Source organism: Maribellus mangrovi (genome assembly GCF_037646455.1).
GTDB lineage: Bacteria > Bacteroidota > Bacteroidia > Bacteroidales > Prolixibacteraceae > Draconibacterium > Draconibacterium mangrovi_A.
The window spans coordinates 57,196-82,652 of record NZ_JBBIXN010000003.1; the positions used below are offsets into that span (position 1 = coordinate 57,196).

Sequence of the window (25,457 nt, forward strand, 5' to 3'; positions counted from 1 at the left end):
GTTTGCTATTTTAGATTCTGAAACAAGTTCAGAATGACGTTCCTAACTCCCTCTCCTTTGGAGAGGGCCGGGGAGAGGCCTACTCCCTTACAAAAGGTAAAAATACATCAAATTTGCTTCCCTTACCCGGTTCGCTGCTTACGTTTATGGTTCCTTTGTTGGCTTCCACAACGGCTTTAACGTAACTCAACCCGAGTCCAAAGCCTTTTACATTATGAATGTTGCCGCTGGTTTGCCGGTAAAAGCGTTCAAAAATTTTGGCCTGCACGGTCTTGCTCATCCCAATTCCTTTGTCCTCAACTGAAATAAGCACACCTTTTGCGGTGTTCTTTGTACTCACCTTTATCTGGGGTGCATCCGGCGAGTATTTATTGGCATTATCAATCAGGTTATACACCAGGTTAGTAGCATGCAATTTATCGGTAGTTACCACCGAATTAGCTGCTTTCAGGTCGAGATCGATTTTACCACTGCGTTTCTCCACCTGCAATTCGATTCCCTGCACTGCGTCGCTGATCAGGTCGTGTGCATCGATGGTTTCCCAACGGAAATCGAACTCTTTGCGGTCGAGGCGTGCAATCGTCAGAATGTCTTCCACCTGCCGGTTCATGCGGGTATTTTCTTTTTTTATCATTCCCACGAAATACCTGATCCGTTCAGGATCGTTCACCACTTTATCATTATTAATGGAGTCGGTAGCTACCGAGATGGTGGCTATTGGTGTTTTAAATTCGTGCGTCATGTTATTGATAAAATCCGATTTCATTTCCGAAATCTTCTTCTGACGCAGAATATAAAAGATACTCAGCGCAAAAGTCACCAGAATAAACAACGAAAACAGAAACGAAGCTACCAGCAACCAGTTTAGCGAGCGGTAAATAAATCCATCTTTTCCCGGAAAGAAAACGGCCAGTTTTATATTTTTCTGAAATATATCGTTGGGATACAGGTTCGCCTGGAAAATGGAGTTGGCGACTGCTGCTGAATCGGTCACGCTCATCGGAAATTCGACAATGCTGTCGTGAATTATTCCAAATTCAAAATCAAGTGTGATATTGGCTTGGAGTAATTCCGTTGTTAATACATCGCTTATCTGGTTTTCATCGATCGTGCGCACATCCCAGGCCGACACTTCGCTGACCATTTTATTGGCAATGCGTTTCAGGTTGCCGGCTTTCACCTGTACTCTTTTGCTAAAATCGGGGCGAAGCACATCAAAAGTGTCCAGTTCCATCAGCACCGAATCGATTTTTACCGTGGTGTAGGTGTAAAGTGAATCGGCGTCGGAAATGATAGTATCGCTCTGAATAAAAACCATGCTGTTGGCCGCCGATTTGTTCGAAGAAACAACAACATGTGCAGGCCGGTTGGTTTGCCGCACATTGTATGAAAAAGTGTGTGTGCTGTTATCATCGCTGTCGTTTTCCACCTTAATTTCAATAACAGCGTCTTTCTTATCGGGCGAGAATTCGCGTATGATTTTAATTGGTTTTCTCTTTTTAACAGCATTTCCTTGAACAACAGCCAGCGATTCGGGCGAAGTGCGCCAGATCAGTTCTTCATCTTTATCGAAAAAGGCTTCACCGGATTTATCTTTTCCAATGAAATGTAAGGAATCGTCCGAAAAGATCATGTCGTTCACCACACCAAAGTTATGGATGTCTTCGAGACGGCTGATGGTGCGCTGCATGGCCTCGTTCACACTGCGATCGAACATTTCGTTTTTTACCCTCACGGCATTGTTCATCCAAATCAACTGTACGGCAATTATCCCTAAAATAGAGATGCCCATGAGAACGATCAATCCGGTAAATAATTTTTTGTTCATGGCTCAAATATAGGGATTTAGGTGGCTGAAAATCAGATTTTAACTTTTCCTTAACAGAGTTTAACCAGGCTTTAACGGCTTGATATACAGTTTGACTGCTATATTTGTTTCGGAAATTAAAATCGAAAAAATATCACAAAAATGAAAAGTATTTTTACAATCGCTGCAATTCTGGCTTCGGCCATTCTGTTAACCTCTGCTGTATTGTTTACCGACATTCCACAGGATCCACCTAAAAAAGGGAAAAAGCACATTAATTTGGTACGTGTGGATGATAACGGGAAAAAAGTAGAAATTGATACCGTGCTTGAAGCCAACCAGGTTTTTGTATGGAACGGTGATACCATTGGGAAAGACGGAGGTTTGAAATGGGTGAGCGAAAATGGAGATTTTGATTTCGACATGGACATGGATTTTGACGTGAAAACCGATGGAAAACACAAGGTAATTGTTATGAAATCGGGAGATGCAACTGCTCCGATGGTATACGAATTCAAAACCGACGACGATTCGACCAAACAATATCGCGTTAAAGTGATTGCCAGCGACGACGGTGAGAACGTTAATGTAATGAAATGTCATGCCGACAGCGATGAGGATGTATTTTTTGGAGCACCACCGGCACCGCATAAAATGATGTTTATTGGCGATCGCAAAAAGGGAAACGTGATCGACTTGAGTGATCCGGGTATTATTTCGTACGAGAAAAAGGAGTTGAAAGACGGCAAGGAAAAGATCGTTATCGTTCGCGAAAAACCTTCAGAAGAAGATATTGAAATGAATGAGGAGATTATCATTCAAGGTGCGCCAATGATGCATGGTGCTCATCCTCAGATTGAAAAACGCATAAAGGTAATAGCCGGCGACGATGGCAAAGTCGAAATTCTTGAAGACGGTGATGTTTGGAGTGTTGAAGATATGGAAGAGGGTGAAAAAGTCATCGAAAAAGACGGGAAGAAAATCGTGATCAAAAAAATAAAGGAAGGCGACGAAGTTAAAGTTAACGTCGAAGTAGAAGAAAAAGAAGAAGAGAATTAAACAGCAAAAACAGAAACCCAAAAGCCGGTTACCTGAAAAGGCAGCCGGCTTTTCTTATTTATTGATGTGCATATCCGTCCGGCTGAATTGGCGTGCTCTGAATAAAAGCGATTAACCAATCTCCTTTCACTTTCTGAACAACATAGTTTTCTAAAGCTGTTATGTGCATCTTATCGTTTCCCGAGATGATATCTATATTAAACTCTAAAATTATCAAGCCCGATTTTCCATTAAATCTGGAACGCATAACTTCCATATTATATTTAAATTCGGAACCCTCAAATTCTTTAAGCATCGCTAAAAATTCATCGAGATTTTTGTAATACATTCCGTTGTCGATAACACAGAAATCTTCCGTGCAGAAATCGCCTACTTTTGCGTAAGCAAAGTCAGACATGGCTTTGTAAAAGCCATTGATGGAATTCATGGCTGCTTCTTCGTTTGTGCTTTTGGGAGCAGTTGTAAACCCGCAAAGCAGGACAATCAGTGTGAATAGAGACAAAATTTTTTTCATAAGGCTTATTTTTTTGGTGTGCCGGATTCTACGAGAAACTTGCCAAAAAGTTCAATTCATTCAGGATTGTTGTTTATACGTATTCATTATCTAAAAATTCCGGCCGGTCATCTTCATCAAAAATCTCTATCTTCGGACATAATCACTGAAATTTAAACGGAATCATGAAATCAAAAAAATTGATGCTCTTAATTATGCTGTGCGTTGTTGTGGTAACTTCGTTGCAGGCACAACCGACTTGGAAAAATTTGTTCGAAGATGATTTGTCGAATGCTGCATACAAAGAAGGAGTTTGGAGAACTGAGAACGGTGTGTTAACGGCAAGCGAAGATGAATGTATCTGGACCGTTGATGACTACGATAATTTTGTTTTGGAACTGGAATTCAAAACAGCCGAAGGAACAAATAGTGGTGTCATTGTGTATTGCACCGATACCGAGAACTGGATCCCCAATTCCGTTGAAATACAAATTGCCGATGACTATGCAGAGCAATGGGCAACGGCCGATAAAACCTGGCAGTGTGGCGCTATTTTCGGACATTTAGCAGCCAGCGAAAGCCGCGTTAAAAAACCGGGTAAATGGAATAAGATGTTAGTGAGGTGTCAGGATCAGAATATCACCGTTGAATTAAATGGAAAAACCGTTACCGAGATGGACATGGCACTTTGGACCAGCGGAACGAAGAATCCGGACGGTACAGACATTCCTTCGTGGCTAAGTACTCCGTTTGCCGAATTAGCAACCAAAGGCAAAATTGGTTTTCAGGGAAAACATGCCGGCGCACCAATTTGGTTTAAGAACATCAGAATTAAAGCGTTGTAGTACTTTGTAACGAAATCAACGCCTTTTACCGAATAATTTTAATCCCGTCAGGAGCCTCGATTTTTGTTTCAATAGTCCCGTTTGCCTGTTGAGTATGTTTTACTTTAACCACACCCAGTGGTGTTGGAAAACTGCCTTCTGCCCATTCCAAGTTTCCAAGGTGTGGATCTATTATTAGTGTTTTACATCCCGGCTCCACCACTTTTATGCCCAGTACATTCTCGGTAAGCCATGCGGTTACTCCCGACGACCAGCCGTGGCAAAGGCTATGGCGGTAACTCGGATAACAATATGCTCCAAATGACCCATGAATGTCGTTCATCCCTTCGGGTGTAAACTCATCGAGGCGGGCAGAATTCTCCATCCACTCAACATTAAAATCTTCCCAAAAAGTGGTGGCACCCATGTCGAGCATTCCGCCCCAGTAATCGCTGATGATTTCGAGCGCCTGATCGTACATGCCGGCCATGGCCAGTGCATCTAGCATGTAAAGGCCGTAAAACGTGGAAAAACGCTTTGCTCCGTCAACCGCAATTACATCTTCACAAGCCTTGGCAGGATCTAAAATTCCTGCAACGGCCATTAATGCAGCAGCTTGTTTCAAATCGTTGTGCCCTTTCACTTTTCGGTTCAGTTTTTCAATGGAAGAGTTACATTGTTGGACTGCATCCGGCGCATCCAGAATTTCACACAATTTACGGGCATCTTCCAGCGCCCAGAGCAGTAGTGCACGGTAACCGGCTTCCACACCTTCTGCGTTTGGAGTAGAAGGCCAATCCAAAAAACGAAAACGGCTTAAGGTTTCCGTGCCGTCATCTTCTATTTTTGAATCGATCAGGTCAATCAGACCCACAATATAATCCCGGTGTTGTTTCAGGTAATTCAAGTCACCATTTTGCATGTACCAGTCGTGGTGAATAATAAGGTACCACATCGAGTAGGAACTCATGCCGTTCATCCAGCTCGGGAGCGGGTATTGTTCACAAGCCAAATCAAGGCTTCGGGGAACGACTTCGTTGTAGCCAAAAACTTTTGTAATGGTTTTTAACTCCGGGTGAAAATCGCCCAGCCACACCAGCCGGTCGCGTTTAATACCATCCCAAAGGTATTCCTGCATGTTCAAATGGGTAGTATAGGCACCGGTCATCCAGATTTTATTCAGTCGGTCGTCGCTGCTTTGAAAAGAACCGAGATAGGGGATGTCGCGGTAACGCAAAATGGCACTGGCTTCTTTCAGGTTGATGGTAGTATTGGGCTGCAACAGATCAATGCGAACAAAGCGAAAACCGGTGTTCCCAATTTCAATAAGCCCTGTACGCGGTATTTCCATTACAATGTCCCGCTTGGCATGGTCGTCGGTTGAGAAACCCATTAACCAGTCTGAGTTAAATGTCTGGCTGTTTGCTTCTCCGACCGATTCCCCAAAACGGATCCGGACCAGCGAAGGTTCGCGGCGCGAGGAACCTCCCATCACCAGTTGTAGTCCCCCGTGAAGTTCTTTCCCATAATCAAGCAAAATGGAAGCCGTGTCATTATCCGTGCTTTTCATGGAGCAAAAGATCTTTCGTTGACTCATTTCCGACTGGCTGTTTCCCATTTTCAACAACACTTCAGTATTGCTGATAAGTTCTCCGCTCTGATCGGATATCCACATAACACGTTGCGGAGAAATAAAAACACGTGTCAATTCATCTTTTCTGGCAAGGTCTTCATATTCAGGCCCAAATACGGGCGGTAATTGTCCGAAACAGTTTGTCTGCAGCAGAACTGTAAATACTAAAGCGAATATTATTCCTGATTTCATCGGTAGATTTGATTTGTCAGTCGATTTGTTACTTGGTTTTTGAAAAATGCATGTCCATAAATTGTAGGAAAATATGGTAATCGCCGGGCATGGCTCCATGTCCTCCTTCGTGCATAAAATAGCCCAGATCGTGCAGGATCGGAACATTGGCAGCCGGCATCGTCTCGGTTCCCAATCCTTTCTTTCCAAGTAGTTCATAAACGGGCTCAGCCGCCACTGCTGCCAGGAACTCACCTTTCGGATCCGACCAGTTGTCAGCCGTTCCCGTTTGCAGCAAAAGCGGTCGGGGAGCCATCAAAGCAACTAACATGTGCGCATCCACCGGCGACTGACCGGGATCATCGCCATATTTTGCCCGGTTTCCGCAGAACTGGTAAAAAAACCTCGTTGAATCGGTCATGTGTTTGATCGTCTCTCCATATTCTCGCCTCGAAATCGCTGCTCCTCCTTCACCCGAACAACTGGCAATGACCATCCCGAAACGCGGATCGTGTGCGCCGGCCCACAAAACCGTTTTTCCTAAACGGGAAATACCAAAAAGGGCTACCTTTTTTGAATCGATCCCGCTGTCCGTTTCCATGTAATCCATGGTGCAGCTAAGTCCCCAGGCCCAGGCAGCTATGGCGCCCCATTCATCAGGAGCAGGATATTTTGTTTCTTTCTTCAGGTGATAGCCTCTGATGCCATAAGAAATGCCTTTTGCAAAATCGGGCTCGATATCGCCGTAATATATTGTGGCAAATCCATAGCCTGCAGCGATGAATTTTTCTGCATCCATCCTTCCGAATGTCATTCCATTGGGTACCGGGACTTTCTTTCCCTCGCGGCCCCACATCATACCTTTTCGTACACCCGGATCATCCACTGTCACTTGATTAGGAACAAAACTGATATTTAAAAACAAAGGAACAGGTCCTTTGGAATCGGAAGGAAGATAAATCAGCAGGTCGGCTTTATGGTCAGAAGTGTCGTTTGTAAAGTAGAGGGTTACCTGCTTTCGGATTGCCTGACCATTGAAGGCTGGCGTTCCGGTATCAAATACTTTAAAGCTGACTTCGCTCCGGTCCGGTGTTTTCCCAAATTGGTGTTCCTCGAATAAACGTACAATCTCGGGTCTTCTCGAGGAATACCAAGTCTCTGCATCACTCACTTTTTGCCCTTTCGACAGGGTAAGCGGATCGGGCAAGGTGTACGGCTTAACAAGTGCTTCATCATAATTGACCGGAATTCCGGCAACCTTTTCAACGGCATCCTGAGCTGTACTTTTATGGGAGCCAAATATTGATACGAGTAATAAAAAGGGAATAAAAAGTTTCGGTTTCATTTTTGAAAGTTTAGTTGGATCACCTGGTTGAATTTCCTTATCGATTTAGTTGCCTGTAATTTACAAAATTTAGGGGGAGGTGATCATTCTTGCAGCCACAAATTTCGCCTGATGCGCTGTGCGGAACTTATTTTTTATAAACGCACATTAAATATCCGTTTAAAAATCGTCTGCAGCCCGATCTTTTTCATTCACCGTAAATTCTGCTTCACCCAGGCAAATCTTACCGGTTTCAGTAATTCCTTCGATAAATATTTTATAATCGGTACTGTTGTCGCAGGTATAAAAAGATATGTGGGCTTTCCTGCGATCAAGCTTGAGTGAAGGATTCCAGTATAAAGTGGTGCGTTTGTCCGGAATTTCGGAATGAATATTTTCGCTGGTATATTTAGGAGAATAGAACTCCCGGTAGCTCGAAAACCCTTTAATCCGTCTCACTAAAGTCCCTTTAAGAACAAATGGAGAAGGAGCATATTCACCCCCTCGTTTCAGGATAATATTTACAGCACCATCTCTTCCGCTCATCCCAAAAATGGCAGCTCCGGCATGTTTTATAATATCCACTCTTTCAATCGATTCCATAGGAATGGATGTTACAGGGTCAAACATCGAATCTCTTCCGACAACTTCAATCCCATCGATAAGATATACTCCTCCAAATCCACCGGGAACCCGGCCTTTCAGGTATTCTATAATATTAGGATAGGCATAAGCATTATCAGTCATCGTATATGAGTAAGTGGGTTCGCCATAGATTTTAATTTTACCATTATTTTCTTCTACCGGTTTATCGGCAATTACATTTATGTCTTCCAATAGATGAGTATAACGATCAGGGAAAAACTCTTTTAGCTCCAATTCATTTTTATATTTTCTTTGAAGCATAGAAATCGGTGCGCTTGAGAAAGTTCTGCTCATTAATAGTTCAGAAGCTGTCAATTCAGGAGAAGCAAATTGTAGGTTGTTTAAGGTGATGGTTGTGTTTGGTCTGTTTTTACGATTGGTTCCCTGGACAATGACAGTGGCCGAATCGTAAAATTGCACATTCTTGAATGTGTAGCGGCCCAATGAATCGGTTGGGGTAAAAGTCATAAATTCATTTTCAGCGCTGAAAACACTTAGCATGACGCTGGCATCGTTTAACCTTTTTGTCTGATAATAATTTTTAACGATTCCACTTAGTCTTAATCCCAGTTGCGTTTCAAAATCCGGTATTGTGTATTTTCCCGATAACGAATTCCAGACATAGTTACTCCAGCCGTGGGTGAGCATTAAGAGGTTGAGCTTTTGTGCCGATGAGATCTTTGGATCATCGCTAAAATAACCGGCAGGATTGGCAATGTATCCTTTTAGTTCAGAGTCAACCAGCAGGTACGAATTAATGTTTTGAGTTACACCGGTGGAAGGAATTGTACTATTTTCGATAACTGTGACAGAAATATTTACGTTTTCGTTTGAATGGATATTTTTATTGCCGGTAACTTCAATTTCTACTTTTTCACGAGGATTGAACTGCGACTTATTCAGTTTTAATTCGAGCGGCACATTATCTGAATTATCAACAAAAACAAGACGTTCAGAAATTGGCACTAAATTTTGGTCCAAAAGAACCAGTCGATTAATGCCCGTTTTTAACAGTTCTTTTTTTATCGAAACTGTTTTTTCGGAATCACATGTTCCAATGTCGGCAACAGAAGTCAATGAACTTCGGTGCATTGAGGCCACGGAATAAGTTTCGTTGTTGCCTGGATTATTTGACATGACAACCAACTCAACACCATTTTTATTTTGTCGCGTGACCATCAATTTAATTCCGCTGCTCCTGATCTCGGGGAAAGTATACTCAACATTAGTATATCCATCAATTTCAAGCGTGTATGTTTCATTTTGATCGGGAACGAAGTGAATGATGCCCATTCCGTCGTACAACGAAGAAAACTTCAATAGTTCTTCACTTTTGCTATTGAACAGACTACCATTAATATTAACAATTTTACCCGCATCATCAGTAGCTTTAAAAGCCATCTGGTTGTATTTGTCGGCTAGCAGAAATCCACCTTCGGGAAGGAGATCGATATTTACTTTGGTGATCATTGGTTGCTGATGCTCAAAAATAACCTGGTTTTTTATCCGGGAAATTCTCAGTGATTTTGAAAAGATCAGATCATCGCCGTAAGCTCCCAGTAAATCGGTGTAGGCCCGAATCAGGTAAGTACCGGCTTTTGAGCTTGAATCATCAAGTATTAGCTGTCCGGGACAAAATCCTTGCTCAATGGGAAATATTTCTTTTTGTACAATGTTGGCAGCACTATCTGCTAACTCGACGTATAAATTACAGTCGGTTTTTATTGGATGGTGCAATTGCGGATGAAGCAGATAAGCTGCAAACCAAATCGTATCTCCGTTGAAATAGTATTCGCGATCGGTATGGAGGTAAAGCTTTTGAAAAAGTGGAACAAATTGTTGTTTCTGATTAAATGTGTTTTCGTTTTGGGCAAAAAGATTTAACGACAGTATTGTCAGCAAAAATGGGAGCAGGTTTTTTGGTTGCATTTTTCTTAATTTAATCACCTGACTATCAGTAAAGATATCGCCAATTTTTAATTTGTCCAACTGTTGTGCCGCTTCATTTGCAGTGGGTGACCAGATTTAAAAATTAAGGATCATTTTGCCAATTTTTTGCAGGGAGCCAGAAAACGTTAATGATCAATCGGATTTGATGTTACAACACGAAGTTAAACCGGGGATGAAAAATGAAATGTGGTATGCTAAGGGTATTCGTTAAACTCCTCCTTCCAGCCAGCATTTAAAGTCTTTCACTTTTTCACGGGCCACCAAAAAATCGTCATCGTTCGGATTTTTTACTTTTAATTTCAGGCGCGAGTTGCTGTAAGTCACCACATCGGTAATCGACTTTAAGGCGACAAGGTATTTTCGGTTGATCCTAAAAAATTGTGACGGATCCACCATGCCCTCCACCAGTTCCAGGCTTTGATCGAGCAGGTAATCTTTGCCGTCGTTGAGCTTGGCGTACGTTCCTTTTTCAAAACTGTAGAAATACAAAATTTCGGTGGTTTCGATCACGCGCAGGTGTGTGCCGACTTTTACCAGGAAGCGCTCTTTATAATCTTGTTTTTTAAACGAGTCGATGATTTCCGTAAGAATTTCAGGCGAAATAGAAGTTGTTGTCGGTTTTGCAAGTTGCTCAAATTTAATAAGCGCCTTTTCCAATTCAGGGCGTTCGATGGGTTTCAGGAGATAGTCGACGCTGTTTACCTTAAAAGCCCTGATGGCGTATTCGTTGTACGCTGTAGTGAAGATCACAGGCGACTTGAAATCGATCTGATCGAAGATATCGAAACTCAGTCCATCACCCAGCTGGATATCAAAAAAAGCAAGCTCGGGAGCTTCGTTGTTGCTCATCCAATCAACCACTGCTTTCACCGTGTCACACACAGCCAGAATTTCTGCATTGGGTCTTAATGCCGAAATGTGTGCAGCCAGTTGTGCGGCAGCCAGTGGCTCGTCTTCAACAATCAGTACTTTCATAATCTAGCTTCGAGCTTTTATTATTATTTACCCCCTGCTTTCATCAGCGCTTCTTCGAAGTCACCGACTCCAGCTGTCCCCCTCAACTGAGGTGGACAGTTGAGGCCGCAAGCTCCGGAATAAGGTGCGAGGCCGAAACGGGGGATATAAATTTTCAAATTAAATTTCCCAAACGTTCATTTTTTATGTGTTTCCAAACTTCAAACGTCCTGATACATCTCCTAAATCTATCCTTCGGTTCTTCATTCCCTCAATCCTTCAGCTTTATTAACGGCAAACTCACTCTAAAATAGTGTGTATTTTTTGTTATTACCATTTCTTTTCCGGTGAGGTATTTGTAACGTCCGGCCAGGTTTTTTAGCCCGGTCTGACTAGGTGTTTCAATTGATTTTTTTGGCTGCAGGTTATTCTCAACCACCAGTTCGTAATCATCTGAAATGGCAATAACGATCTTCAGCGGATTGGCCATCGACATTTCGTTGTGTTTTATTGCATTTTCGACAAGCGATTGGAGCGAAAGCGGAATCACCTTGCCATCAATTTTTTGGTTGGCAATAATATCAACCTGCAATGCTTCACCAAAACGGATTTGTTGCAGATAAATGTATTTTTTTACAAAATCGATTTCTTCTTTCAGCGAAACAATGTCGATATTTTTAAAATGCAGGAGGTCGCGGTAAAAGGTAGAAAGTTCACCTGTAAATGATTTGGCTTTTTCCATATCCAGATCGATGAGGCTGCGTAGCACATTGAGGCTGTTGAACAGAAAATGCGGGTTGATCTGATCCTGCAGAACTTTGTATTGTAGTGCCAGTGCTTCGCTTTTCACTTTTTCTTTTTGCCTCACTTCTTCGCGCCAGGCCTTAAAAAACGAAACGGCATAAATAATAGCGGCAATGATAATGAAAATGATGTATTCAGAAATGATTGTGGCTTTATTCCAGGTCCAGAAATTTTCCCATTCCTGGTTGAGAATCACAATAAACCAAAACCAGTTTACAATAAAAATTACAATACTGGAATAAACGAGATGTACAAGAAGCGCGGTTAAAATGCTTTTTATCGGTTTTTGAATCCAGTCGATAAAACGGGATGCTACTTTATCGAAAAGCAGGCCATTTAGAAACAATGGAAACCCCAGCGAAATGGAATAACCGGCGTTCCACAAATAGGATTCGAGCGATTTATTCAGACTTGCACCCATCAGTAAACTCGTGACAATTCCGATCAGAATTGAAACAACAACAATGGTGGTAATTCGTATGGCAATTTTATTTCTCAAGGGTGAAAGATTTTGCAGGTGACAAATTAGTAATTTTTATAGGAACTGAAACATGTAAAGAGACCGATGATGCATTTTCAGGGCTGCTGCATCAAAGATCTCTTTAACATGGCTTAATTGTTTTCAACTTCGCTGCACTGGCTTAACAATTCTTTGTTGTGATGCGCTCCCCAGGTTGGTTGCAGCGGATCCGTTTGCACCTGGCTTTCAAACATTGAGGCAGCTTTCTCCAAATCGGGTTTGGCTTTTTCGGCACCTCCACCAAAAAACTTTGGTGTGTGGAAAGTGTTGCTTCCGCGTAAGTAGTATACCCTTGGGTTTTCAGGATTCAGTTTTTCGGCAACAGCAATGGCTTCGGCAGCTTTTTGCGAATATTTTGCTCCTTTGCTTATGTCGGTAATTCTGATTTGGTACAACAAAGCCTGCAGTGCAAAAATCTCCGATTCATCATCATGGCTTTTCATGATCTTGTCAACCAGTTGTTGTGCTTTGTCGAGCTGTATGTGTTTTGCATCGGCCTCCATGTTATCAAAAAAAGTGGAACGAATACAGCAGTAAGCGGCGTAGTAATCGGGCAGCCATTTGTCGGCTTCGGCATTGGCTATGCGTTCGAACTGGTTGGCCAGCGCCTGTAATTCAATTGAAGAATTCAGCGTGTACAGTTTATCGATGTTTGTTTTCATGGTTTCTTCGTACTTCGAAGAAAAGGCTGTGGTAGCAATGGCTACAAAAAGGATGGTAATAATTGTTTTCATTTCGTTTGTTTTTAATTGTTATTGTGAATGATTTTCTGATTCAAATTTCTATGGAATTGTCGGCTCTTGAAATTGTTCCTTACTGAACTGTTGATTTTGCAGGATGAATTGTTGTATTGAGTCATGCTGAACTTGTTTCAGCATCTTCTGAATGATAGATCCCGAAACAAGTTCGGGATGACGTTCTAACTAAAAGTTCAGAAACAGCCCCACAAACACCATCCGTTTCAGGTCGCGTTTTACAGGAACCAGGCTGTAATTCCCATGCGCATCGGCGATTCCTGTCGGACGATAACTCAGGATATTGTCATTTCCGAGCACGTTGTTTACCGAGCAGTAAAATACAGAGTAATGGTTGCCGAGGTAAAATACGTGGCTGAAATTCAGGCTGAGGTCGGAATACATTTTTGTTCTTTCGCCGTTAAATGTATTCGAGTTTGGTTCGTTGTAAGGACGGCCGCTGGCTGCAGTGAATGACATCCCGATCTGTGTATTTATTTTACTCACCCAGTATTTTCCTACCACCGAAAAAGTATGATCAGAAATAAATTCAGGCGTGACTTTCTCCGGGTAATACTTGTATTTCCGCTTGGTGTCGATGTAAGAGTAAGTGATCCAGTAATCGAAACCTTTAATACTCTTTTGATCGCGCCAGAATATGTCAAATCCACCGGCGTAACCGTTGCCGGTATTCTGAAGATTGGTTGGTAATCCGTTTTCTCCGGCTGAGTGGGAGATCAGATCTAAATAAGTTTTATAATAGGCTTCGGCCCTGAACAAGCGTTCAGAAACATTGCCGAATTGGTAACTTAAAATGTAGTGCGTGGCTTTTTCGAAATCAAGATCAGTTTTCAGTTTCAGGCAGTCGGGCTGAGGTGTCTGATGATACATTCCCCACGCAGCCGAGAGTTGCGCATTTTCGCCGGTTTTTAAAGCGACAGCAAAACGCGGTGCCACATTCCATTTATTAATTACCGAAGAATATTCGCTTCGCAATCCAGGACGAATGGCCAGGTTTTTCGTGAATTTTATCTCAGGCTCAACAAATACTCCAAATAAGTGATCGTCGAATTCACCTGTGTAATTTTCTCCTTCAGCCCGAATATAATCCTGGTTGTAAAGGTGAGATGTTTCATTGGCTCCCCAGGTAAGTTTTATGCCTTCCGATAAATCGTGAATAACGGCAAAACGAGATTCAACACTCCACTCGCGTGTATCGACATCATCGGCACCAATCCCGGTCTTCTGATCCTGAAAAGTAGCAGAAACACCCACGCGATAACAGGTTTTATCGAAAATGCAGTCGCGGTACGAAAGATTGGAATAAACTGTTATTCCGCGATTTGAGATTTTCATGGGATTGCTATCACTACCGGCAGGGACATTATAAGCGAGCTTGCCGTAATCGGTAGTAAAGTATGCTTTAAACAGGCCCGAAGAACGCGGTTTGTAGCGAAATACGGCTGTTCCATTTACCGACTCTACCGGTTTTACCCAGTCGATGTTGCTGTTAAAAAGCTTATCGTATCCGGCAAAGTTGACATAACCGCCCGAAAGCATTAATGAACTTTTGTCCCAGCTGCTGGTGTGGTTGGCTTCTCCGCCAATGCTCATCAACGAAATTCCTGTATTGTCGTTCTCAGCTTTCCCGGTTGAGTTAAGCACTAAAACCGATGAAAGTGCCTGTCCGTATTCAGCCGAATAACCACCCGTGTTGAACTGAACGCCATTAAATAACGAAGGTGCAAAACGGCCTCGGGTAGCAACATCCGGAGTTTTCGAGTAGTAGGGTTTGGCGGCAACTAAGCCGTCGATGTAAGTCGCTGTTTCGTAAACATCGCCGCCACGCACCAGCAAACGACCGTCGTCGGCTGAAGCCTGTGTTCCTGGCATGGTGCGGATGGCAGCCATCACATCGCCGTTGGCACTTGGCGTGGTATAAATATCCAGAGGCTTCATCACCGAAGCGCGCCCTTCATCGTTGGCCGTAAAACTGCCGGCAGTAATGGTTACGGCGTCGAGGGTGTTTACGCTTTCTTGCAATTCGATCTGAACATGGACTTCTGCGGACAGTTCGATTTCCTGTTCCCAGGATTTGTAACCAATAAAAGTGGCCATCAGTACCTGTTTCCCGTTTTCTGTTGTGCGGAAACTAAACCGTCCTTCGTCATCCGAACTAGCTCCGTCGTAAGTATCTTCTATAAAAATATTTACTCCTGTAATTGGCTCACCATGTTTGTCGGTAACCACTCCGGAAATGTTGGTTTGTGCTGTTACAAAGATTGCCGAAATGAGTAGAAGGATTGTTGTTGTAGTTGTTTTATAAGCTTGTTTCATGACTCGAAGTATTAAATCGTTTATTGTTTTCACGATTCAAATCTCCGCTGAAAATCAGGCTTTTAAAAAATAGGTTGACTGAAGTGTAGTAATTTTGGGATGAATTGTAGAGTGGGTGATGGACATAAAAAAAGCTGCCCATTCAACAATGGGCAGCCCGTACTAAAAAACCTCAAAGCCGTGACCAAACTGATTGATAAGTTTGATCTACGCATCCCTCATACAATCTTTACGGTTCGGGAGTCAACATAAAATCAACTTCCGTTGATTCTCCTGTCGTAACATTAACATTAAAAACGGTATCTGTCGTAAAACTATCTAACTCGCATGTCACATAGTAGTTTCCTGCCAGAATCCCTATGATCTGGTAATTACCATCCGGGTTTGTAAATGCAGAAGTTATTAAGCTGTCATTCATCTCTTCAGTTTCCATCCACACTTTCACAGACGCGTGTTCCAGTGCTGTATTGGCAGTATCAAGGACGGTGCCTTCGATACGCCCAGCCATATCGAGGAGGACGCACCGAATCACCGGCTTGAAGTTGAACCCAATAATATTTCCTTTTTTCCAGTTGCCTTTGGCAACAAATGATTTGCTAACATCAAAGTCGAGTAGCACATCGGCAGTTTGACCGTTACTGATTTCAATGGCCGGCTTAATTTTTATTTTAAGGCCGCTGCTTGAACCACTTGGTACTTTCAGATCGAATTTTGTGTCGTCGTTCAGGTAAACGCTTGATTCACCAACGTGCATTCTGATCATGTCGTAGGAACCCGCATCCAGTTCCACTGAAGCCAGAAGTTCTGTCACACCATTCGACAGACTTAGCAAGTCAACTTCCATTGGTTCCTCTGTAAGTGTTATAAATTCTGCTCCGGTGGTATCGCTTTCCTGTTTTCTTATTTCAACTTTATCGATGACCACAACAGTTTTAGAAACCAGGTTAACAGGAAAAGGAGCATCAGTAAGATAGATGTTCACTTTTCCCTTTCCTTCCGTGTAATTATTCACCGTATCATCCTCACTACACGAAAGCATTAACGCGGTTCCTAAAACAATTATCATCAATACAAATCCAATTTTTTTCATGCTGTATTCTGTCTTATTTTTTTAGTAAAAAAGTGTTGAAAGCCGCCGGGGTCTGCAGTGGCGGCATCTCAACTGATTCAATGGTCATTCTTTATCACTTAATCTCAATAATTCCTTATTTAATTGTTTTCAAAAAGTTGTTGAAAGCCGCCGGGTTTTCTGCCGGCGGCATCTCAACAGATAAAAAATAAAGGGTTATTTTACTTCTATTACTGCGTATTTTGATATCTTCCAGAATTCTTCCGGATTTTCAATTTCCAGGTAGGCAATCATGCCATCTTCTTCAATAAAGTTGTATGAGCTGTCGGGATGTTCCGAAATAATTGTCGCTTTGTTGCTGAACAATGGTATTGTTTTGGTGTCGCGAATGTCGAGCTGGGTGAAATAAGACTCATCCAAATTGTTTTGTAATGAAACCTGTTTACCTAGTCCAAGAAATCCTCCGTCTTTTTTCAAAACACCGTGTTCAGCCAGTTCCTTGTAAGTGCCATAAGCGATGAAACCTCTGTTCAGCTCCATGGTTTTGTCCATTATTTGTTGCTCTTTAACCTGAAGAGTGTCCTCACGTTGGGCGATCATAATCGCCATGGTATCAACTTTGCTGTTCAATTCAGCCAGCAGAATGTCCTTTTCTTCGAGCTTCTCTTGGAGCGCCAGAATTTCTGAATTCTGTTCTTCAATGCTCTGGTTCAGATTCGCCAGTTTCTTTTTGAATGAACTCAGTTCGATACCTGCTCTTTTAAGCCTTTTTTCCAGCTGATCGATGTGCTCACTGCTTTTTTCCAGCATCTCGTTCATTAGAGCAATATCATCGATAATGGCTTGTTTCTGATCGCGTCCACCTTCTTTCTGAGTTTCGATGGAAAGCATTTTACGCTTTTCTTTGATGAATCTCAGGTTATCCTCAATATCGTTAAATGCGCCAACTAGTTCGTTAACCATGGAGTCGCGTGCAGCAAGTTCTTCGTTAATGTTCAGTTTCTCGGTTTGAAGGGAATTAATTTCACCTGTCTTTTTCTTGTAGATAGAAACACCGGCAAAAGCAACTATAGCAATAATAATCAACGCAAGCACGGTAGTGGCTATCTGTGATCTTCTGTTCTTTTTCATGACTTGTTCCTCCTTTTTTATTAAAGTGAAATACTTTGCTACTATATAGCCAAGTCGTGTGCCATAAATTTTAAAGAGAGCTAAACGTCAAAAAATCAGTTTATTGAAATTTCGGGGAGATGGAGATAGTCTATCAATATGATAGTGAATTATCAAAATGATAATCCATGGGGGTTTTATTCGTCTTCTTTCAGCATCCGGTAAATGGTAGCTACACCAATGTCGAGCTTGTCGGCAACCACCTTGGGTTTATTGTCGTATTTGTCGAGCAGTTTTTTTACTAGCCTGAGGTTGTATTCGCGAAGCGTCATGTTTTCGGTGAAAAGGCTTTCCAGGTCGGTTGAATCGTCCAATAATAAATGTTCTGCTTCAATCTCGTGGCCATCCGTCAGTGTAGCAGCAAGTTCGATCACCGATTTTAGTTCGCGAATGTTTCCCGGAAAGGGGTAGGCCAGCAGTTTTTTTGAGGCTAACGGTGCCAGTGTTTTAGGCTCCATTTTATTTTCTTTACAAAAGGTTGTGATGAAATTTTTAGCCAGCAGAATAGTATCGTTTCCGCGTTCGCGGAGAGGTGGCAAATCGATTGGCAGACCATAAAAGCGGTAGTAAAGATCTTGTCTGAAATTTCCTTTTTTCACCTCGTCAAGCAGGTTTTTGTTGGTAGCAATTATGATGCGGCAATCAATTTTTACCGGTTTGTTACTACCTATCCTGATGATTTCTTTTTCCTGAAGTGCCCGAAGCAGTTTGGCTTGCAACGAGATATCCATTTCTGCAATTTCATCGAGAAATAATGTCCCGGAATTGGCTTCTTCAAACTTACCGATCCTTCGGGCAGCTGCCCCGGTAAATGCTCCTTTTTCGTGACCAAAAAGTTCGCTCTCGATGAGCTCGGTTGGTATGGCAGCCATATTCACAGGAACAAAAGGTTGTTTGGCCCGAGTTGAATTGTAATGAATAGCTTTGGCCACCAGTTCCTTTCCGGTTCCGGTTTCGCCACTGATGGAAACGGTGACATTGGTGCGTGTGGCCTTCTCAATCAGGTCGTAAATTTTTTGGGTGGCCGGACTGTTCCCAACAATCGTGTTTTGGTAGCTGTATTTCTTTTTGACCTCCTGCCGCAACGAGCGGATCTCGTCTTTAAGCTTGAATTCCTTGCTAATATTATTGACCGTGTTCAAGAGGCGTTCGCGTATGTCTTTCGACTTAACAATGTAGTCGTAGGCGCCATGTTTTAGCAGGTCTACAACCACTTCAATATCGTCTTGTTCCGAAATAAGGATTACTTGAATATCGTCATTTATCGCTTTTATCTGCTTTAATACCTCAAGCCCTTTCATATCAGGCAGGCGGTAATCCAGCGTAACAACATCAGGAAGTTCGTGAAGGTTGTTCAAACATTCTTTGCCGGTTCCGAAGGCCTTGATCTCGTAATCGGGATTCATCGACAGATTGTGTACCAGTAAACGGCGGTACCATTCATCGTCTTCAACAACAAATATTTTTATGTTTTTAACTTCCATGCTACACTATCTCTGCTTTCGGTTTTCCGTCATTCTAAACTCTGTTTTTGCACCCGGTATTGTTCTGTTTTACGGAATTAAATTAAGTTTTGCTACCGCTTGGTTCTTCAAGTCCGTGTCCTTTCGGTCCTGTTTCTACTCTGCGCAAAAGAAAACTGAACAACAAGCCTACGAATCCAAGTATACTGAATACCCACATTCCGGGAATATATCCTTCCGGATTACTTGCCGATGCTCCTGAAGCGTCGTTGGTTACGCCAATTAACCACGCCATTGCTGCTACTCCAATCTGCTGTAATAAAGTCATCAAAGCATAAGCGGTTCCCAGCTTGCTCTCTTCAACAATGTAAGCTACCGAAGGCCACATTACTGCAGGTATGAGCGAAAATGAAATTCCCATTAAAGTTACGGGTATGTATAACGACATGTTTCCGTAGGCGAACATCAAATATACCGGCAGTATAATCACTGATCCTATCAACATCATCAGTGCGCGGCGCCCTATTTTGTCGATCAAAAGCCCGATGACCGGTGTGGCAAACATGGTTGCCATAATTAAAACACTATTCAGTTTACCGGCCATTTGTTCTGTTACACCATGTGCATCCTGGTAAAATGTAGGGGCAAATCCACGAAACGGAAATATGGCGGAATAGAAGGTTAAACAAAGAATTACCACATACCAGAACGAAGGACTGTATTTAAACAAACCTTTAAAATCGAGTTTTTCGGTTTCTTCAGCTTCGCCAAGCACATATCTTTTCTGTGTCCACCGTTCAATAAAAAAATAGATAACACCGCCTAAAAAGCAAAGTAATCCAATTCCGGCGGCAAGGTACAATACCGGCTGCCATCCCATATCATATATCGAGCTGGCCCATGCATTCGAGCGGTCTACAAAATAAGATCCGCCCCGGCCAATCAGCAGATTGATCCCCAATGCAAAACCAAGTTCTTTTCCTTTGAACCATTTTGCCAGGGCAACAGTCAGTGCAACAATTAATGGTTCGCTTCCAAATCCTAAAATAAATCTACCGATCAGTATGATGTATAAATTGTCGCTAAATGCGGTAACAAAACCGGCCAAACTACAGATAGCACCAAACAATACCATGGAAACACGTGTACCGTATTTGTCAATAAAAACACCACTAAAGAAAAGAACAATCACTGCTGCAATACTGTACATGGTATACAGTTGACCGATGTTTGTTTGGCTGAAGCCCAGTAGTTCGATAAAATCTTTAGCTACATATGCAACGCTATCGTACATATAGTAGCTTCCAAACATGGTGAGACTAACGGCTACCAGTGCTACCCACCGCAGCCATCCTGGTATTGTAACTTGTTTATTGTGCATAGAATTCCGGATTTGGTTTTTAGTAAAAAAACAAATGTATTGAATATGGCCGGATTCGGAAAGTAAAATTTACTTATTAGAACTTATCTTTGAGCATCACCTTTAGTTCATCATTCAGCGTTTCGATTTCGGACTGCAGCTGTGTGACTTTTTGGGCAATAATTTTTGGTTTATCACCTTCTTTAGCCAACTGTTCCAATTCTTTTAAGGTGTTGTAAACTCCGATTACATTCATGTATTTTACAGGAGACGCTAGTTTATGTGCCAGATCGGCAATGGCTTGAAAATTTTCCTTTTCCAGGTTATCATTCATAGCCAGCAAGCTGCTTTCGCTGGTTTTAATGAAAAGCGAGATCATCTCCTGCATGAATTTCGGGTCGCCGTTTGCCATGCGCTCCAATTCGTTTAAATCAGGTGCAGTACTTCCTTTTTCCTGCTGAGCTTCTTCCGGTTTTGGTTGACCTTCTAATATTGTTTCTATCAGGTTGTACAATGCAGCTTCGGTAAATGGTTTTTCCATGTTTCCATCAAATCCGGCATCAGAGGTAGATGCAATTTCGTTGCCCGTGTTAGCCGATAAGGCAATAATTTTAGCACCGTTGCCCGAAGCCTTTATCTTTTGAGTGGCTTCAATTCCATTCATTACCGGCATCCGAATATCCATTAAAATCAGTGCGTAAATGTTTCGTTCTGAAAGATCGACAGCTTCTTTTCCGTTTTCGGCTTCATCGAAATCGATTTTCCATTTGCCGAAAATGGTTTTAAGGAGGTGCCGGTTAAATTCATCGTCGTCAACAATCAGCACTTTTTTGTTCCTCAAAGTTGGCGGTGTCGGCTTGCTTTTTACGTTTTTGAGAAGTTTTGTTTGATCACCTTTTTCAAAAGGCAGCTTTACAAATATGGTGGTTCCTTTGCCGGGCTGGCTTTCCAGATTTATTTCGCCGTCCAGCAGATCAACCAGTTTTTTTACAATGTAAAGTCCCAGTCCGGTGCCGCCCGCTTTTTTATTGATGTCGCTTTCCAGTTGTACAAAATCGTCAAAAATACGTTGCTGACTTTCCTTGGCAATGCCAATGCCTGTATCCGAAATTTCGAAGGAAAGCCAGACTTTATCGTCTTGCTCATTGGCCTCTGCTTTTAGTTTTACTCGTCCGTCATCAGTAAACTTAATGGCATTTGTAAGCAGGTTATTTAATATCTGTTTAAGTCGTCCGTCGTCGCCAAATAAAACCAGTGTTCCTTCGAAATTCTTTTCCACTTCGAAATGAATGTTCTTTGCCGACGAGCTTTCGTGGTAATACATTTCCAGTTTATCGATCAAATCGTTCAGCGAAAAGTCATCGGGTTTTAGCTGAAGACGCTGATTTTCAATTCGTGTAAAATCGAAGGTGTCATTTACGAGTTCGGTTAAATGTTGGGTGGATTCGTAAATCACCTGCAGATCTTTTTGCGTTTTGGTATTGTGTTTTTGCTGGATCAGCTGTTCCGATAATCCGTGGATCGCATTAACGGGAGTGCGCATTTCATGGCTCACTGTGGCTACAAAAAGTTCTTTGGTGCGTGCCAGGTTTTCGGCCTGTGTTTTGGCTGCTTGCAATGCTTTTTGATAAGCTCTCGATTTTCTCAAGTCTCTGAAAAACAGGAAGAGAACCAGGATCATCAAAAGGATAAGTGATAGAGCGAATGTGGCTAAACGTTGATATGTTTGATTGGCCAATATATCGGCATCCTCCGATTTTTTCAGCAAGCTTTCCTGTTCGTTCGATTCGAGATGTTTAATGGTTTTCGATAGAGCTTCATTTAACTTTAGGTTCTCTTGCAGGTAGTCAGTTTCAATCGATGAAATTTCCTTGTTTCGTTCTCTGATCTCCTGTTCAAGATCCTGCATTTCTTGACGAAGTATTTGTTTTTCAACTGTGCGATCTACAATTATTGGCTTTGGAGGTTCTGATTTCCCCTTAAAAATTCGCTTGAAAAATGGTACTTTTTTAGCTTCTTCAATTTGTGTCGTGTCCTGATTGACCAGTGTTGTATCCACTGGTTTTGATGGTTCATGGTTTTTCCCAAAAATCCGCTTGAAAACTCCTTCCTTTTCAGGTTCTTCATAATAGAAAGTGTCCTGAACAATCATTACAGTATCCAGTGTTTCGAAGTACTGATCAAACGCTTCGTGCTCATTTTTTTTAGAGAGATGAAGGTTCAGAATCTTTTCCCAGATCCCCATTTTTTGATAAGACAGCGTGATGATAGAGTCCAGAAGCGGTTGATTTAGCGAGTCTAAAATTGCCGTTCCCTTTACATCGGTAAGCTTGCTATTCAATGAATTGTTGATCTCGAAGTATTCGCTAACGTAGCTTTGCTCTTCGCTAAGTGAGTATAGTTTTACAATGTTTTCCAGTTCATTTAGCTCTGAATTCACATCTTTTACTAAAAGTAGTTTGTTATCGGGTGTCGATTCATTCTCCATCGAATTCACGATCTTAGAAAGGCTCTTATAAACCAGGTTTCCAGATAATGCCATTAATGCAAGCATCACAATTGTCAGCAAAATGATCGGTATTTCAATTTTTATTCTTTTCATATGTTTGAATCACGTTTTGAAATATACGTTTGCACCGAAAACAAGTTTAATGCCAAAATCCGGAATGACTGTTTATCGATCCGGAACAAGTTTATTCTGAAGCTTGTTTTTACAAATGTAGCTTTTACTGTTCATTACTTAAAAATCATTCGTTCAGGAATTGAATCCCAAAAGAATGTTAAATCCGTTTGAACAAGTTGACTGTTATTTCATTAATGATTTAAAAAAGGATACTTTTGTCCGTTCAAATTTAGTTAATAAGAAAAACAGAATAAAATGGCTGATAATCAGAAAACTTTACTGATGATTCTCGACGGATGGGGAATCGGCGATGGATCGAAAAACGATATCGTTTCAACGGCTCCAACACCTTTTATGGATTCATTAATGGAAAAATATCCGCACTCTCAACTTCTGGCAAGCGGCGAAAATGTTGGATTACCCGACGGACAAATGGGAAATTCGGAGGTAGGTCACCTAAACATTGGTGCCGGAAGAATTTTGTACCAGGACATGGTAAAGATCACTAAAGCCATCCGCGATAAGTCGTTATGGGAGAATCCACAGATTGTAAAAGCTTATAATTACGCCAAAGAAAATAATAAGAAAGTACATCTGATCGGTTTGATCGGCCCCGGCGGAGTTCACGCCTTGAGTTCACATATGGTTGCATTGTGCCAGATTGCTACCCACATGGGACTGGAAGATGTATTTGTTCATGGTTTAACCGACGGTCGCGATACCGACCCGCGTTCGGGTTATGGTTTTGTGGAGAACGACCTGAAAGCATTGGAAGGAACCAACGGTAAATTCGCATCGTTGATTGGCCGTTATTTCGGAATGGATCGCGATAAAAACTACGATCGTTTGAAACTGGCATACGACCTTTACACACAGGGAAAAGGTGAGGCTTCAACCGATATTTTGGCCAGCATCAAGAAATCGTACGATAACGGGATAACCGATGAGTTTATGAAGCCGATCGTTATGGTTGACGACAATGGTGAGCCACTCGCTAAAATTGAAGAAGACGATGTGGTGATCTGCTTCAACTTCCGAACCGACCGTTTGCGTCAGACAACTATTGCATTCACTCAGGAAGACCTGCCGGAATACGGCATGCACACCATGAATCTGCAGTGGTACACCATGACCAATTACAAAGCCGATTTCAAAGGGATCAACGTTATTTTCGACAAAGAAAATGTAGTAAATACGATGGGTGAAATTGTTTCGAAAGCCGGTAAAAAGCAAATTCGAATTGCAGAAACCGAAAAATATGCTCACGTAACTTTCTTCTTCAGCGGTGGTCGCGAGGATGAATTTGAGGGTGAAAGCCGGATCCTGATCCAGTCACCAAAAGTTCCAACCTACGATCTTCAGCCCGAAATGTCGGCACCCGAAGTTCGCGATGCCATTGTTCCGAAACTGGAAAATGGTGAAGCTGATTTTGTGTGTTTGAATTTTGCCAATGGCGATATGGTGGGACACACCGGAGTTTACGAAGCCGTTTACAAAGCTGTTCAGGCCGTTGATGCCTGCGCAAAAGATGTTGTAGCCGCTGCCCGTAAAGGTGGTTTCGATGTTCTGATTATTGCCGACCATGGAAACGCAGATAATGCTGTAAATCCCGACGGCTCTGAAAATACTGCACATTCATTAAATCCGGTTCCCTGTATCTTTGTTTCAGACAAAGAAGGCATTGAACTGGAGAACGGCGTATTGGCCGATGTAGCACCAACATTGTTAAATGTTATGGGTATTGAGGTACCGGCTGAAATGACCGGTAAAAACTTGATCAGGGGAAAAGCATAATTATTATACAGAAATCCGGCCTCAAAATCAGGGGTCGGATTTTTTTCCTAATTCTCTCGGAATATTTGAAATGATCGAAATTGGCCGTACCATATTAAGCAACGATATTTTTGAGAAGCACTTTGTTTGCGACGTATTAAAATGTAAAGGCGCTTGTTGTATTGAAGGTGACTCGGGTGCCCCGCTTACCGATGAAGAAGCCGTATCGATTGAAAAAGAGTATCCCAATTTTGAAAAGTACCTCCCTAAAAAGCACAAAAAGGAAATTGAAAAACAAGGCTTTTCGCTTATCGACAGTGATGGCGATCTTGTAACTCCGCTGGTAAATAACCGTCAGTGTGCTTATAGTTTTTTCGATGAACGAGGCATATTAAAGTGCGCCATCGAAAAAGCACACTTCGAAGGCAAATCCAAATTCAGGAAACCTATTTCCTGTCATCTTTTTCCTATCCGCATTACCGAGTACAAACGATTTGATGCGGTTAACTATCAGGAACTGGACATCTGTAAGCCCGGCCGTGAGTGTGGCGTATCGCAACAAGCACCACTATACAAATTCCTAAAAGAGCCGCTCATCAAAAAATACGGTGAAGAGTGGTATACTCAGGTTGAAATGGCTGCTGAGTATTTGCAGAAAGATCGTTAATGCAATATATCCTGATTCATTTTTTGGAGACTACAAATTTTGAATCTACAAATCATTTTACCATTGTTTACTATTAA

Annotated in this window: 18 protein-coding genes; 4 read left to right on the forward strand and 14 right to left on the reverse strand. The window is 42.1% G+C overall.

What is annotated here, in order from left to right; translation table 11 throughout:
• Positions 1 to 79 precede the first annotated feature (79 nt).
• Positions 80 to 1,828: a sensor histidine kinase gene (locus WFY05_RS13150; protein WP_340113350.1), complete on the reverse strand. Its 1,749-nt coding sequence runs from the start codon at positions 1,826 to 1,828 to the stop codon at positions 80 to 82.
• A 141-nt stretch (positions 1,829 to 1,969) separates the two neighbouring features.
• Here WFY05_RS13150 and WFY05_RS13155 point away from each other — a divergent pair, with 141 nt between their 5' ends.
• Positions 1,970 to 2,866, forward strand: a complete 897-nt coding sequence (locus tag WFY05_RS13155) for a hypothetical protein (RefSeq protein ID WP_340113351.1) — start codon at positions 1,970 to 1,972, stop codon at positions 2,864 to 2,866.
• 58 nt (positions 2,867 to 2,924) lie between these two features.
• Here the strand turns inward: WFY05_RS13155 and WFY05_RS13160 are convergent, their stop codons facing one another.
• On the reverse strand, positions 2,925 to 3,380 hold the full coding sequence (locus WFY05_RS13160) for a hypothetical protein (protein WP_340113352.1): 456 nt from the start codon (positions 3,378 to 3,380) through the stop codon (positions 2,925 to 2,927).
• A 164-nt stretch (positions 3,381 to 3,544) separates the two neighbouring features.
• On the opposite strand from WFY05_RS13160, the gene WFY05_RS13165 reads away from it, so the two are divergent.
• Positions 3,545 to 4,204, forward strand: a complete 660-nt coding sequence (locus WFY05_RS13165; protein WP_340113353.1) for a 3-keto-disaccharide hydrolase — start codon at positions 3,545 to 3,547, stop codon at positions 4,202 to 4,204.
• A gap of 25 nt (positions 4,205 to 4,229) precedes the next feature.
• Here the strand turns inward: WFY05_RS13165 and WFY05_RS13170 are convergent, their stop codons facing one another.
• The 12 genes from WFY05_RS13170 to WFY05_RS13225 form a co-directional block, all read right to left on the reverse strand.
• A complete protein-coding gene (locus tag WFY05_RS13170; protein ID WP_340113354.1) occupies positions 4,230 to 6,008 on the reverse strand; it encodes an alpha-L-rhamnosidase-related protein in 1,779 nt (592 codons plus the stop codon).
• Between the two features lie 28 nt (positions 6,009 to 6,036).
• Positions 6,037 to 7,332, reverse strand: a complete 1,296-nt coding sequence (locus WFY05_RS13175; RefSeq protein WP_340113355.1) for a glucuronyl esterase domain-containing protein — start codon at positions 7,330 to 7,332, stop codon at positions 6,037 to 6,039.
• Positions 7,333 to 7,491: 159 nt separating this feature from the next.
• Positions 7,492 to 9,885 carry a TonB-dependent receptor gene (locus WFY05_RS13180; protein WP_340113356.1) on the reverse strand — a complete coding sequence of 798 codons (2,394 nt, stop codon included), beginning with the start codon at positions 9,883 to 9,885 and terminating at the stop codon, positions 7,492 to 7,494.
• Positions 9,886 to 10,113: 228 nt separating this feature from the next.
• Positions 10,114 to 10,881 (reverse strand): LytR/AlgR family response regulator transcription factor, encoded by a 768-nt coding sequence (locus WFY05_RS13185; protein WP_340113357.1) that lies wholly within the window; start codon positions 10,879 to 10,881, stop codon positions 10,114 to 10,116.
• A gap of 250 nt (positions 10,882 to 11,131) precedes the next feature.
• Positions 11,132 to 12,163 carry a sensor histidine kinase gene (locus WFY05_RS13190; RefSeq protein ID WP_340113358.1) on the reverse strand — a complete coding sequence of 344 codons (1,032 nt, stop codon included), beginning with the start codon at positions 12,161 to 12,163 and terminating at the stop codon, positions 11,132 to 11,134.
• A 113-nt stretch (positions 12,164 to 12,276) separates the two neighbouring features.
• A complete protein-coding gene (locus WFY05_RS13195) occupies positions 12,277 to 12,918 on the reverse strand; it encodes a hypothetical protein (RefSeq protein ID WP_340113359.1) in 642 nt (213 codons plus the stop codon).
• Positions 12,919 to 13,107: 189 nt separating this feature from the next.
• Entirely contained in the window at positions 13,108 to 15,255 is a 2,148-nt protein-coding gene (locus WFY05_RS13200; RefSeq protein WP_340113360.1) for a TonB-dependent receptor, read from the reverse strand.
• A 229-nt stretch (positions 15,256 to 15,484) separates the two neighbouring features.
• The gene (locus WFY05_RS13205; RefSeq protein WP_340113361.1) at positions 15,485 to 16,345 is read right to left on the reverse strand and encodes a DUF4382 domain-containing protein; all 861 of its coding nucleotides are present in this window, start codon (positions 16,343 to 16,345) and stop codon (positions 15,485 to 15,487) included.
• Positions 16,346 to 16,540: 195 nt separating this feature from the next.
• The gene (locus tag WFY05_RS13210; RefSeq protein ID WP_340113362.1) at positions 16,541 to 17,455 is read right to left on the reverse strand and encodes a FeoB-associated Cys-rich membrane protein; all 915 of its coding nucleotides are present in this window, start codon (positions 17,453 to 17,455) and stop codon (positions 16,541 to 16,543) included.
• A 176-nt stretch (positions 17,456 to 17,631) separates the two neighbouring features.
• A complete protein-coding gene (locus WFY05_RS13215) occupies positions 17,632 to 18,978 on the reverse strand; it encodes a sigma-54-dependent transcriptional regulator (RefSeq protein ID WP_340113363.1) in 1,347 nt (448 codons plus the stop codon).
• Between the two features lie 82 nt (positions 18,979 to 19,060).
• Positions 19,061 to 20,338, reverse strand: coding sequence for an MFS transporter (locus WFY05_RS13220; RefSeq protein ID WP_340113364.1), 1,278 nt, complete (start codon positions 20,336 to 20,338; stop codon positions 19,061 to 19,063).
• A 76-nt stretch (positions 20,339 to 20,414) separates the two neighbouring features.
• Complete coding sequence (locus WFY05_RS13225; RefSeq protein ID WP_340113365.1) at positions 20,415 to 22,919, reverse strand: hybrid sensor histidine kinase/response regulator; 2,505 nt, start codon at positions 22,917 to 22,919, stop codon at positions 20,415 to 20,417.
• A 276-nt stretch (positions 22,920 to 23,195) separates the two neighbouring features.
• Here WFY05_RS13225 and gpmI point away from each other — a divergent pair, with 276 nt between their 5' ends.
• Together gpmI and WFY05_RS13235 are read left to right on the forward strand one after the other, a co-directional pair.
• Positions 23,196 to 24,734, forward strand: a complete 1,539-nt coding sequence (gene gpmI, locus WFY05_RS13230; protein WP_340113366.1) for a 2,3-bisphosphoglycerate-independent phosphoglycerate mutase — start codon at positions 23,196 to 23,198, stop codon at positions 24,732 to 24,734.
• Positions 24,735 to 24,804: 70 nt separating this feature from the next.
• Positions 24,805 to 25,380 carry a DUF3109 family protein gene (locus tag WFY05_RS13235; protein ID WP_340113367.1) on the forward strand — a complete coding sequence of 192 codons (576 nt, stop codon included), beginning with the start codon at positions 24,805 to 24,807 and terminating at the stop codon, positions 25,378 to 25,380.
• Positions 25,381 to 25,457 lie beyond the last annotated feature (77 nt).